The organism is Nonomuraea sp. NPDC003214, assembly GCF_053590035.1.
Window position 1 is genome coordinate 99,348 of record NZ_JBSFSX010000019.1, and the last position, 12,292, is coordinate 111,639.

The window sequence follows — 12,292 nt, forward strand, 5'->3', positions numbered from 1 at the left end:
CGGGGTACATGTGGCGGAAAAGGGGGATGTGACCGCCGTGACGCCTGACCCGCGCAGGCCCGCGCTGGCCGTCTGCCTCGTGGCGGCGTTCATGTCCGGCCTGGACGTGAGCATCGTCAACGTCGCCCTGCCCTCGATCAGGGAGAGCCTGCACGGCTCCGCCGACGGCCTGCAGTGGATCCTGTCCGGCTACGCGCTGACGTTCGGGCTGCTGCTGGTGCCCGCCGGGCGGCTCGGCGACGCGCGCGGCCGGCGCGACCTGTTCGTCCTGGGCGTGCTGCTGTTCACCCTGGCCAGCGCCGCGTGCGGGCTCGCGCCCAGCATGCCGGTGCTGGTCGTCGCCCGGCTGCTCCAGGGCCTGGCCGCCGGGGTGATCAACCCGCAGGTGTCGGGGCTGATCCAGCAGATGTTCCAGGGCGCCGAGCGCGGGCGGGCGTTCGGCGCGCTCGGCGCCACCATCGGCGTGTCCACCGCCGCGGGGCCGCTCATCGGCGGCGCGCTCGTCACCGTGTTCGGCGCCGACCACGGCTGGCGGTGGGTGTTCCTGGTGAACGTGCCGATCGGGCTCGCGCTGCTGCCGCTGGCCCGCAAACTGCTGCCCGCCATGCCGCGCGGGCAGGGGCGGCGCGAGAGCATGGACCCCGTCGGCGTGCTGCTGCTCGGCGCGGGCGTCGCCGGGCTGCTGCTGCCCGTCATCCAGCAGCACCAGTGGCAGAGCCCCGCCACCTGGCTCCTCGTCCCGGCCGCTCTGGCCGTGCTCGTCGGCTTCGTCGCCTGGGAGCGGGCCTACGGCAAGGAACCGCTGGTGCGGCTCGCGCTGTTCGCCCGCCGCTCCTACAGCCTCGGCACCACGATCGCGCTGTTCTACTTCGCCGGGTTCACCGGGATCTTCTTCATCTTCACCCTCTACCTGCAGAGCGGGCTCCACTACAGCCCGCTCCAGGCCGGGCTGTCGATCACCCCGTTCGCGCTCGGCTCGGCGTCGGCGTCGCTGCTCGGCGGCCGGCTCGTCGGGCGGGCCGGGCGGCGGGTGGTCGCCGTCGGTCTGCTCGTCGTCATCGCCGGGCTCGCGTCGACCGTCTGGGCCACCGTGCTCGTGCCCGGTCCCGGCGTCGGGCTCGCCACCGCGCTGCCGCTGCTCGTCGCCGGCATCGGCAGCGGGCTCGTCATCGCGCCCAACCAGGCGATCAGCCTCTCCGAGGTGCCGCCGGCGGGCGGCGGCAGCGCCGCCGGGGTGCTGCAGACCGGGCAGCGGCTCGGCTCGTCGATCGGCATCGCCGCCGCCGGATCGGTCTTCTTCGGGTCGCTGCGCGACGGCTGGCCCGCCGCCTTCAGGCACGGGCTCCTCGTCGTGCTGGCCTTCGTCGGCGTCGCCCTGGCCGCCGCCCTCTACGACCTCGCCAAGGGCCGGGCCGAACGCTGACCCTCCTCGCGCCTCACAGGCCGAGCAGCCTGGCCTCCACAGCCGGATCCAGCCCCACCGAGGGACGATCCGGGCGCATCGGGGCCCGGCCCCCGATGCTCCGCAGCCACTCCCACGTGTCGGCCACCGTCTCCGCCACCGGCTGCACCCGCAGCCCCGCCGCCACGGCCTTGGACACGTCGCCCCCGTGCATGAACGCGTGGTCCTCGCCCACCAGCCAGATCGGCAGCTCGGTCCACGGCTGGACCCCGGCCGCCAGGATCGTCTCCGCGTCCACCCAGCGCAGCTCCGCGTCCGACCCGGTTACCCGCACGGCCGTCTCCAGCAGCTCCGCCATCGTGGTGAACCCGGGCGGGCTCACCACGTCGAACGCGCCGCCGATCCCGCGCCCCGCCGCGTCGAGGCACCAGCGCGCCAGGTCACGCGCGTCGACGTACTGGACGCCCAGGTCACGCGGGCCCGGCGCGAGCACCGGGCCGCCCCTGGCGATCCTCGTCAGCCACCACGGCAGCCTGCCGATGTTCTCGTGCGGGCCCAGGATCAGGCCCGCCCGCGCCAGCAGCGCCCGGTCGCCGAACGCCGCCGTCGCGCCCTCCTCGCCGCCCGCCTTCATCGCGGCGTAGCCCTCGTCGCCGGCCTCCACCAGCGGCGCGCTCTCGTCGGCCCCGTAGGGCACCGGCGGCGCGTAGACCGAACGGCTCGACACGTACACATAATGGCCCGCCCGGCCGGCCAGCAGCGCCGCGGACTCGCGCACCGCCGACGGGGCCCACGACCACGTGTCGACCACCACGTCCCACTCGCCGCGCGCCAGCGCCTCCAGCCCGCCCTCCCGCGTGCGGTCGCCGCGCAGCGCCGTCACCCCCGGGGGCGGCTGGTGAGTGCCCCGGTTGAACATCGTCACCCGCCAGCCGAGCGCCTGGGCCTCCTCGACGAACGCCCGGCCCACGAACTCGGTCCCGCCCAGCAGCAATACGTCCATGGGACCCCACTGTGCCCGTCCGCCCCCGCCTCGCCCAGGGGCCCACGCCCGCAGCGGAATCGCGGGAAGCGAAACCCATGCCCCACCCCGTCCGCCGTCCTCCTGCTTCCCGCTCACTGGATTTGTGGCGGGAACGCCGTCGAACGTCATGAATGTCCGGTTCGGGGTAGGGGTTGGACGTGCTCATACCTCGCTCGATCCGCGGGCGTCTGACGACGATCGCGGTGCTGGTCGGGGCGCTGATCTTCGGCACGTCGTCCGCGGTCGCCGTGGTCACCGTGCCCGACAATCTGCGCGACCAGGTGGACGCCAGGGTCGAGCTGGCCGTGCGCCGCACCGCCAGCGACGCGCGCCTGGGCACGCTCAAGCCGAAGATCGAGGTCCCGGCCCGGATCCAGTTCGTGCAGGTGGTCGGGGCCGACGGCCGGGTGCTGTCGGCGGGCAGGCTGGGGCAGCGGCGCCTGGTGACCGGGTTCGACCCGCCCGAGCCGGAGCACGTCTACGCCGTCGACCGCAACATCACGGGCCTGCCGCCGCACGTCGACCCCGGCGGCGACTACCGCGTCATGGCGATGACCGTGCGCAGCCCGTCAGGCCCGGTCACGGTGTACGGGGCGGCGTCGCTCGGCGACGTGAACCGGGCGCTGAAGTGGATCTACGGCATCGTCTTCGTCGGCACCCCGCTGGTGCTGCTCATCATCGGGCTCATCACCTGGTTCACGGTCGGGCTCGCGCTGCGTCCCGTGGAGCACATCCGGGCCCGGCTCGCCGCCATCACCGGCCGGGATCTCAGCCGCCGCGTCCCCGTGCCCGACACGGGCGACGAGATCACCAGGCTGGCCGTCACCACCAACAGCACGCTCGACCGGCTCGAACGCTCGGCCGAGACCCAGCGCCGCTTCGTCGCCGACGCCTCGCACGAGCTGCGCAGCCCGATCGCCGCCCTGCGCACGCAGCTCGACTACGCGACCGCGTACCCGGAGGAGACCGACTGGTACGACACGGGCATGCGCGCGCTGGCGGCGACCGACCGGCTCGCGGCCATCATCGACGAGCTGCTCATGCTGGCCCGCCTGGACGCCGGGGCCGTGGCGCCCAGCTCCACCGTCGACCTCTGCGACCTGGCGCGGGACCAGGCGGAGCGCCGCCGCGCCGGCCGCGTGCCCGTCCACATGCGGCCGTGCGCGCCCGCGCCCGTCCTCGGCTCCCAGACGCAGCTCGACCGCGTGCTGACGAACCTGCTGGACAACGCCGTACGGCACGCCGACACCCGCGTCGACCTCGATGTCTCGCTGGACGGCGAGCACGTCGTCGTCACCGTCACCAACGACGGCGACAGCATCGCGCCCGAGGACCGCGAGCGCGTCTTCGAGCGGTTCACCCGGCTGGAGGCGGGCCGTACCAGGGACCGGGGCGGCAGCGGCCTCGGGCTGGCGCTCACCCGCGAGATCGTCACCCGGCACGGCGGCGCCATCACGGTCGCGGACCACGAGCCGGGCACCCGGTTCGTGGTCCGCCTTCCGCTGCGTCCTAACCCGTCACCGTGATCCGGTTGGTTGCGGGGGGCGCGATCGGGTTGTTCTGCCCCAGGTAGGCGACGAACGCGTCGATGTCGAGCGGCCCGCTCCACAGGTCGGCGCCCTCGGTGAACGCCTGGAACGCGTCACCGCCGCCGACCAGGAAGTTGTTGGCCGCCACCCGGATCGCCTGCGTGTCGGTCACCGGCACCCCGTCGATCCTGATGTCGGACACCTTGGCGCCCCAGGCGGCGCCGGTGCTGTAGGTGTAGGTCAGGTTCGCCGAGGGCTGCAGGATCTTGGTGAACGCCTGGTTGTTCGGCCCGCCGGTGAACTGCTGCTCCAGCACGGCCTTGAGCTGGGCGCCGGTCAGCGTGACGACCTGCATGAGATTGTTGAACGGCTGCACGGTGAACGCCTCGCCGTACGTGACCGTCCCGTCGCCCTCGCCCGCCGGGGAGCTCGCGTACGACAGGGAGGCGCGCACGCCGCCCGGGTTCATCAGCGCGATCTGCGCGTTGCCGCCCTCCCGGGTGGCGGCGAGCTGGGCGTCGGCGATGAGGTTGCCGAGCGCGGACTCGCCGGACGGGGCGGCGGTGTTGGTGATGTCGGCGGTGATCGTGCCGACGGGCCGGTTGGCGACCGGGGCGACCCGGTTCTTCCACGTCTGCACGAACGCCGAAATTTCGGCATCCGGGGCGACCGTCCGGGTCACCACGTGGTTGTCCGCCACGACCGAGGAGCGGTCGACGTCCCGCGACCGCACGTCCACCTTCAGGTCCACCTGCGTGATCACCCGCCCGAACGAGCCGCCCTGCGAGTAGAGCCGGTCACGCCCCGCCGGGTCCTTGACCACGCACTTGTACGCCTGGTGCGAGTGGCCGCTGAGCACCAGGTCGATCTCGGGGTCCACCTGCGTGGCGATGCGGTTGCCGGCGCCCGGGATCGCGGCGCAGGCGTCGGGCGACTGGCCCGCCGTCACCTGGTCGCCCTCGTGCACGAGCACGACCTGGGCCTTCACGCCCACCAGCCGGAGCAGCCTGGAAGCCACGTTCGCGGCCTTGACCTCGTCGACGAACTTGAGATCCTTGATGCCCTCGGCGGTGACGATGTTCGGCGTCGTCTGCGTGACCAGGCCGATGAAGCCGATCGGCACGCCGTTCATCCACTTCACGCTGACCGGCGGCAGCGCGGGCACGCCCCAGTCCTTCAGCAGCTCGCCGAACCTGCCGCTGTCGCCGAGGGCGGCGAGCGCGTCGGTCCGCTCGTCCCGGTTCTTGAACAGCACGTTGGCGCCCACGTAGTCGAACGTCGCGCCCTTCCACGGCCCGGCGGGGGAGCAGCCGTCCACCGGATGGCAGCCGCCCTTCATGATGCGCCGCAGCTCGGCGTAGCCCTCGTCGAACTCGTGGTTGCCGACCGCCGCCACGTCCAGCCCGAGCTTGCCCAGGAACTCCACCGACGGCTCGTCGTGGTAGGCGGCCGAGAGCAGCGGCGTGGCCCCGATCAGGTCCCCCTGGGCGACCGCGATCGTGTTGCGGTCGGCCAGGGCCTTCATGTGCGTCGCCACGTACGCCGCGCCGCCGGCCTCGACCGTGGCGCCGTGCTCGTCGACCATCCGCCCGGAGGACCCGGTCGGCGGTTCGAGGTGGCCGTGGAAGTCGTTGAGTGCGAGCAACCGGACCGGAACGGTCCTCGGTGCCTTGCTCGCGTCCGCCGGGAGGCCGGCGAGCAGGACGCCGCCTGCGGCGACGGCTCCGGCCATCGTGAGCCGGAGGAGGGAACGGGACGTCATGGCCCAAGAACATACGTCCGCAAGCCATGCAGCCAATGGCGCAAAGGTAACGATTCATCGCGCCCGGACATGGCGTCATTTGCCAGTCGTACGCCTAGAGTTCGATCTGTGAGCGAGAGTGTGAAAGTCCGGGAACGGCTTGATGACCAGGAAATCGCCGGGGTGCTGTCCGTCGTCGAGGCGGCGACCGAGACCGACGGCGTCCGCCCGCTGAACGAGCACGTGATGCTCCACCTGCGCTACGGCGGCGATCCGAGGGCCCGCTCCCTCCTGCTCTACGACGGCGCCGCCCTGGCCGGCTACGCCCACGTCGACCCCACCGACGAGGTCGAGGGGCCCAGCGGCGAGCTCGTCATCCACCCCGCCCACCGCCGCCGCGGCCACGGCGCCCGGCTGCTGCGCGCCGTGCTCGACCTGACGGGCGGCAGGCTGCGGCTGTGGGCGCACGGCGACCACCCGGGCGCGGAGGCGCTGGCGGCCTCCTCCGGCCTCGAACGGGCGCGCTCGCTCTGGCAGATGCGCCGCTCCCTGTTCGCGCCGCTGGCCCCGTACGAGGTGCCGGAGGGCATCAGCGTACGGACGTTCGTCCCGGGGCAGGACGAGGAGGCCTGGCTGAAGGTGAACTCCGCGGCCTTCGCCCACCACCCCGAACAGGGCGCGTGGACGATGGACGACCTGCTGCTGCGCGAGCGGGAGCCGTGGTTCGACCCCGAAGGGTTCTTCCTGGCCTTCCGCGGCGACCGGCTCGCCGGATTCCACTGGACCAAGATCCACGGCTCCGACGAGCACCAGGAGCACGGCCACGAGCCGCTGGGCGAGGTCTACGTCGTCGGCGTCGACCCCTCCCAGCAGGGCACCGGCCTGGGCAAGGCGCTCACCCTGGCCGGCCTGGCCCACCTGCGCTCGCGCGGCCTCGCCCAGGCCATGCTCTACGTGGACGAGGCCAACACGGCCGCGATCAGGCTGTACGAGTCCCTTGGCTTCAGCCGCTGGGACGTCGACGTGATGTACGCCGCTACTCCACCAGGAAGTGCAGCGCGTAGTACGACAGAGCAGCCACCAGAGCCGCTGCCGGAATCGTGAGGACCCAGGCGGTCACGATGTTGCCCGCCACGCCCCACCGCACCGCCGACAGCCGCTTGGTCGAACCCACGCCCATGATCGCCGAGGTGATCGTGTGCGTGGTGGAGATCGGCGCCCCGAACCCGATCGCCGCGCCGTACAGCACCGTCGACGCGGCGGCTTCCGCGGCGAAGCCCTGCGGCGGGTCGAGGGCGATGATGCGGCGGCCCAGCGTCCGCATGATCCGCCAGCCGCCCGCGTACGTGCCGAGCGAGATCGCGCCCGCGGCGGCCAGGATGACCCACTGCGGGATGGGGTCGGCAGGAGCGGCGTAACCGCCGACGACCAGCGCCAGGAAGATGACGCCCATCGTCTTCTGCGCGTCCTGGAGGCCGTGGCCGAGCGCCATCGCCGCGGCCGAGACCGTCTGCGCGTAGCGGAAGCCCCGGTTGGCCTTGCCCGGTTGCGCGTTCCTGAAGATCCAGTAGATTGCGATCATGATCCCGGCCGCCAGCGAGAAGCCGACGAGCGGCGAGATGATCATGGGGATGACGACTTTGGCCACGACGCCCTCCCAGTGCACGACGCTGGCCGAAGCCAGGGCCGAGCCGATGAGACCGCCGATCAGCGCGTGGCTGGAGGAAGAGGGCAGGCCGAAGTACCAGGTGATGAGGTTCCAGACGATCGCGCCGATCAGGCCGGCCGCCACGATCACCAGTCCATGTGTGCCGTCAGGCGCGTCGATGATTCCTTTGCCGACGGTCTGCGCGACCTGGGTGCCGAGGTGAGCACCGATGAAGTTCATCGCCGCCGCCATGAACAGCGCCGCCCTGGGCGTGAGGGCCCGGGTGGAGACTGAGGTCGCGATGGCGTTGGCCGCGTCGTGGAAGCCGTTGGTGTAGTCGAACACCAGGGCGACGACGACCACGCCGATGACGAGGGCGAGCGTGAGGTCCACTGAGTTAGCTTTCCTTGACCGCGATCGACTCGATCGTGTTGGCCACGTGCTCGAAGGCATCGGCCGCCTCTTCCAGGGCGTCGATGACCTCCTTCATCTTCATCACCGTCAGCGCGTCGTACTCGCCGCTGAAAAGCTTGGCCAGCAGCCGGCGGTAGACCTGGTCGCCCTGGTTCTCCAGGCGGTTGACCTCGATCCAGTATTCGTTGAGGTTCTTCATCGAGCGCAGCCTCGGCATGGCCTCGGCGGTCAGCTCGGCGGCCCGCTCCAGGACCTCCACCTGCCGGACGACATCTTTGGGGAGATGATCGATCTGGTAGAGGACGATGAGGTCCGACGCCGCCTCCATGGCGTCCATCACGTCGTCGAGGTTGGAGGCCAGCCGGTAGATGTCCTCGCGGTCGAAGGGAGTGATGAAACTCTCGTTGAGCCGGTTCATGATCGCGTGGGTGCGTTCGTCCCCGGCGTGCTCGCAGGCGCGCATCTTCTCGGCCAGGGCCTCCCGGTCCGAGCCGTCGCTGATGATCTCTACGAGCAGGCGTGATGCTGTGACCAGGTTGTTCGCCGAGTCGGCGAACAGGTCATAGTAGCTGTCCTCACGTGGCGTGAGACGCAGGCGCACGTCGTTCTCCAGATGTGCGGGGATGGTCCGTGGAAGAGGGTACGGCTTACCAGGCAAAATGCGAACTTCATGTCCCCTTCTCCTAGTCGCTACCCTCCGTATGCTGTACGACACCGCGGCCCAGAGTACTTTGAGTGCCTTTTTGTCACACAGGCGGGGCTAGATCCGGGTGCGATGAAAGTTGCGGAACGACCGCGACGGAGTCGGCCCACGCTGCCCCTGATAACGGGACCCGTACTTCTCCGACCCGTACGGGAACTCCGACGGAGAGCTGAGCCTGAACACGCAGAGCTGCCCGATCTTCATCCCCGGCCACAGCTTGATCGGCAACGTGGCCACGTTGGACAGCTCCAGCGTGACGTGCCCGCTGAACCCCGGATCGATGAAGCCGGCCGTCGAATGCGTGAGCAGACCCAGACGGCCCAGCGAACTCTTGCCCTCCAGCCTGGACGCCAGGTCGTCGGGCAGCGTGATCACTTCGTAGGTGGAGGCGAGCACGAACTCGCCCGGATGCAGGATGAACGGCTCGTCCCCCGACGGCTCGACCACCCGCGTCAAGTCAGGCTGCTCGACACTGGGATCGATGTGCGGATACCTGTGGTTCTCGAACACCCGGAAAAAGCGGTCAAGCCGGACGTCGATGCTGGACGGTTGGATCATGTCACGGTCGAACGGGTCCAGCGCGAGCCGCCCGGAGTCGATCTCGGCCAGGATGTCGCGGTCAGATAGCAGCACGGTCAGCAAACTTACCTGGTGATCCAAAGTGGGGCTCGAAACTGGGGCTCGGTTGGCTTGGTGAAGTGGGTGCGGTTTCCGGTACAGTGGTGGCCGCGGCTTCGGGCCGTACGCGGGTGTAGTTCAATGGCAGAACATCAGCTTCCCAAGCTGACAGCGCGGGTTCGATTCCCGTCACCCGCTCTCAACTGCTTCGTCTTCGCTCGTCAGGCGCTTCGCGCCTCTTGCTGCTCAGGCTGTGTCCATCGGGGTCAACTGCTTGGGCTTCGCCTGCCGGCGCTTCGCGCCTTGGTGCTCAGGCTGTGTTTCATGGGGCTGCGCCCCTGCTCGAGGGGCTGCCGCCCCTCGAGCTCCCCGCCCCGTTGGCCGGTCGCCTGGGGTCATTTCGTATGGGCCGTTGGATAGGGGTCCGGCAACCGCATGGCCATTCGGCCTGCGCACTCCACGTCGCCATCGTGCCTCGGGTGGATGAGCAAGCCCTCGTTGTCGGTGCTGTGGTGCAGTATCAGCACACCGAATGACGGCGAGACAGGAGATCAGGGTGCCGCCCACCAACCAGCAGATAGCCGGCCACGCCTTTCTCAAGGGCATGTACCAGGACGGCTACTACCCCGACCACGTCGTTGACAAGGGCAGAGGGATCCTGCTGCGGTTGTGCGAGCGCATCGAGGCCGATGGGCCATCGGATCTCGCGGCGCTGTACGCACTTACTCATGCGGCGACAGAGGAGTTCAACGAACTGGAGGCGGAATTCGAGGCGGCCGACAGCGAGATCGAGACCGTGGCTCGCGAGGTGATCGCCGAGGACTTCTGGTTTGTGGCGACGGCCTACGGCTTCTCGGATGCGGATGTAGAAGAGTTGATCGCGACCCGCGATTGGTGACGCACCAGCTCCGGCCAAGGCGGATTCAGGAGTGGGCACCGAGGCCCCACAGTAGAGGTCGAGTGCGTCGGAGCAGTGCCGGCCGCGAAGGCCGCGTAGAGGCCGACGCTGTTCTTGAGCGAATACGAGTCCTCCAACTCGTGAAGGTCGCCGGGCGACACCAAGTCCACAACGAGCGCAGGGTCGCCCTCCGCCGTTGAGCACGCTTGCCAGCGCCCCAGGGACTGGTGTGGTCTTGCTGACGCTGAGGGTGCCGGGCACTCAGGCGTTCGGCGACATGGTGAAGCTTGGTAAGTCGAGTAGCTTCGCAACCGGGGCGGGCGGGTCAGAGGCCCAGCGTCGATAACTGAGCAGTTCTCCTCAGCTTCCACGCGGTCTAGGACAGCCCGTACGCCCTGGCCCGCTTCCCATGCGGGAGGGTCAACGGTAGACGGGATGATCAGTCGGGGCGGGTGCGCGGTGCGCGGTGCGCGGTCGATGCTTCCGTTCCCAAACCGTGTCATGAGAAGCGGCGTTGATGATCCAACCCGGGACGTAGGAGTCGATAGTGCGCAGGAGGTCGCAGCAGGGGCCGCCACCCAGCGACGCTGAGACTGCCGAGTACATGCGAAGCCTGGCTGAGCTCTTTGTGGAGCACACACGCGAGGACGGATACTCCTTCGATTGGGATCCAGCGTTCATTCACCACCTCGACAACTACTGCACCGAGTTCGCCGCCTCGAAGCCGCCTCCTGAGGTGATCCACAGCGTGATCATGAGTGCGGGGGCGTATCTGGGCGAGATGATCGTCCGAAACGGCGACTGGAAATGGGTGTACTGCACGGACGAGAACGCCGCGGCCGTGGAGAACCTTGAGGAACTTCGGGGCTATCCGCATAACAAAGTCGCTAAGCGGATCCACAACGGGGTCGAGCATGACCTTGAGGCGTTCTTCAAGTACGCCATGACAGGCGAGGTGCCGAGCGGCACAACCGCCCGAGTCATCAAGCCTTCATGGTGGCGACGACTGAGGTCGAGAGCCTGATCGTCGTGCCATCAGCGTGCCATTAGGGGCGGCAACGAGAGGTCAATCACGGTCACTCACGACTGGCCTCAGCCTTAGGTCAATGCCCTACGAGGCGCGATCTGTGCAATTCCCATGCTGGCAGCGCGGGTTCGAACCCCGTCACCCGCCCTCCGTTGCGTCGCCTTCGTGGTCTCGACTGTGGACACGTCTATGGAAATCCTCTGGGCTGATGTTCTTGTGGCATCAACTACGTTGCGCCCGCACGACACGGCCGAATAGTTCTTGTAGGTATCAAGGCGGCGGCGCGGCGCGCGCTGCCGTACCCCCAGCCCTCCGCCCTTTGCCGTCCCGGGCGTACAGCCTGGGGACCGGTCCTGGACGGCAGCGTGACGCCGGGCCGGGCACCGCACGCCAGCGCCGTCGTACCAACCGGAACACACCGGCCACAGGGTTGCGGTGCCACCGCAACCCTGACACCTCACGATCGCTGCGGCGCGGTCGCGCACGTACTTGGGGCCGATCCCGGATCCACCCAGCATTCCTGACCGCAGCTCACTGGAGAAGCTGAAAGGGTGTTTCTCCCCTGGCAGCTTCCGCGACAATCATCACGTGATCGATCATTACCGCAATCTCTTCAATCAGCAGCAGTGGTTTGAAAGCGGACTCTGCTGGACCGTAGTGCAACCCCTCGATGAAGAGATCACAGTGGACGACCTCCTGTGGAGGCTGAACGGAGGTCGTGACCCCGAGGAACGCATCATGGCATATCCCCGAGAGGAGGCCGGCGAAGAATTCCTGCCCGTTCTTTTCGTCTACGAGGGGGAAGGGGCCTGGGGTTTCCTCGAGTTCTCCCACGGCTTCGCCACGCCCGACCACGTCCTCACCGAACTCAGTAGGAAATCACGTGTGTGGATGACGACCTGGCATTTCAACGGGGGGTACACGATCCTCTACGCGGCCGACGGAAAGATCAGAGCGCGGATGCGCAACTTCGTCTTCGCCGAGCACATCATCGAGGAGGGCGATCGGAGCATCCTGGCCGAATTCCGTGCCATGCTCGACCGCCTCGGCCCGGAGGATTACCGCGGCAAGCTCAGCGCGGCATTCGCCTTCATCGAGGCGTCCACCGGCATGGGTATCGAAGCCGAATGGCTGGATGTGGAAGAGGCGCCCGTCATCGTCCTCGACAACTGGGAATGAGGTCTGAACTGCAGTGAATGCTTTTCATCCTCACGCGGCCTGCGCGAGCCGGTGGTTTTGAAGGACGGAGATGGCCTTGCACAGGTGGCCGGCCTTGCACGGGCTGCAG

At 69.0% G+C, this 12,292-nt stretch carries 11 protein-coding genes and 1 tRNA gene; 7 read left to right on the forward strand and 5 right to left on the reverse strand.

Annotated elements, in window-relative coordinates; all coding sequences use genetic code 11:
* Positions 1 to 37: 37 nt before the first annotated feature.
* The gene (locus tag ACWDXC_RS39835) at positions 38 to 1,423 is read left to right on the forward strand and encodes an MFS transporter (RefSeq protein ID WP_449991268.1); all 1,386 of its coding nucleotides are present in this window, start codon (positions 38 to 40) and stop codon (positions 1,421 to 1,423) included.
* 13 nt (positions 1,424 to 1,436) lie between these two features.
* Here the strand turns inward: ACWDXC_RS39835 and ACWDXC_RS39840 are convergent, their stop codons facing one another.
* The gene (locus ACWDXC_RS39840) at positions 1,437 to 2,405 is read right to left on the reverse strand and encodes an NAD-dependent epimerase/dehydratase family protein (RefSeq protein WP_449991270.1); all 969 of its coding nucleotides are present in this window, start codon (positions 2,403 to 2,405) and stop codon (positions 1,437 to 1,439) included.
* Between the two features lie 179 nt (positions 2,406 to 2,584).
* Between ACWDXC_RS39840 and ACWDXC_RS39845 the strand changes: the two genes are divergently transcribed.
* Entirely contained in the window at positions 2,585 to 3,952 is a 1,368-nt protein-coding gene (locus ACWDXC_RS39845) for a sensor histidine kinase (RefSeq protein WP_449991273.1), read from the forward strand.
* On the opposite strand, the gene ACWDXC_RS39850 is transcribed toward ACWDXC_RS39845, so the two are convergent.
* On the reverse strand, positions 3,936 to 5,717 hold the full coding sequence (locus ACWDXC_RS39850; protein WP_449991276.1) for a bifunctional metallophosphatase/5'-nucleotidase: 1,782 nt from the start codon (positions 5,715 to 5,717) through the stop codon (positions 3,936 to 3,938). The two genes, ACWDXC_RS39845 and ACWDXC_RS39850, sit on opposite strands and share 17 nt — an antisense overlap.
* A 108-nt stretch (positions 5,718 to 5,825) precedes the next feature.
* On the opposite strand from ACWDXC_RS39850, the gene mshD reads away from it, so the two are divergent.
* Positions 5,826 to 6,800, forward strand: a complete 975-nt coding sequence (mshD, locus tag ACWDXC_RS39855) for a mycothiol synthase (RefSeq protein ID WP_449991279.1) — start codon at positions 5,826 to 5,828, stop codon at positions 6,798 to 6,800.
* Here the strand turns inward: mshD and ACWDXC_RS39860 are convergent.
* The 3 genes from ACWDXC_RS39860 to dcd all read right to left on the reverse strand — a co-directional run bounded on the left by ACWDXC_RS39860 (position 6,733) and on the right by dcd (position 9,094).
* Positions 6,733 to 7,737 (reverse strand): inorganic phosphate transporter, encoded by a 1,005-nt coding sequence (locus ACWDXC_RS39860; protein WP_219516887.1) that lies wholly within the window; start codon positions 7,735 to 7,737, stop codon positions 6,733 to 6,735. The genes mshD and ACWDXC_RS39860 overlap by 68 nt on opposite strands.
* Positions 7,738 to 7,741: 4 nt before the next feature.
* Positions 7,742 to 8,359, reverse strand: a complete 618-nt coding sequence (locus ACWDXC_RS39865) for a DUF47 domain-containing protein (RefSeq protein ID WP_219516885.1) — start codon at positions 8,357 to 8,359, stop codon at positions 7,742 to 7,744.
* Positions 8,360 to 8,518: 159 nt separating this feature from the next.
* Positions 8,519 to 9,094, reverse strand: a complete 576-nt coding sequence (gene dcd, locus ACWDXC_RS39870) for a dCTP deaminase (protein ID WP_219516870.1) — start codon at positions 9,092 to 9,094, stop codon at positions 8,519 to 8,521.
* A gap of 112 nt (positions 9,095 to 9,206) precedes the next feature.
* Between dcd and ACWDXC_RS39875 the strand changes: the two genes are divergently transcribed.
* The 4 genes from ACWDXC_RS39875 (at position 9,207) to ACWDXC_RS39890 (ending at position 12,183) form a co-directional block, all read left to right on the forward strand.
* Positions 9,207 to 9,277, forward strand: a tRNA-Gly gene (locus tag ACWDXC_RS39875).
* Positions 9,278 to 9,635: 358 nt separating this feature from the next.
* Positions 9,636 to 9,977 carry a DUF5713 family protein gene (locus ACWDXC_RS39880; RefSeq protein WP_449991283.1) on the forward strand — a complete coding sequence of 114 codons (342 nt, stop codon included), beginning with the start codon at positions 9,636 to 9,638 and terminating at the stop codon, positions 9,975 to 9,977.
* A 547-nt stretch (positions 9,978 to 10,524) separates the two neighbouring features.
* On the forward strand, positions 10,525 to 11,001 hold the full coding sequence (locus ACWDXC_RS39885) for a hypothetical protein (RefSeq protein WP_449991286.1): 477 nt from the start codon (positions 10,525 to 10,527) through the stop codon (positions 10,999 to 11,001).
* A 591-nt stretch (positions 11,002 to 11,592) separates the two neighbouring features.
* A complete protein-coding gene (locus ACWDXC_RS39890; RefSeq protein WP_449991288.1) occupies positions 11,593 to 12,183 on the forward strand; it encodes a hypothetical protein in 591 nt (196 codons plus the stop codon).
* Positions 12,184 to 12,292 lie beyond the last annotated feature (109 nt).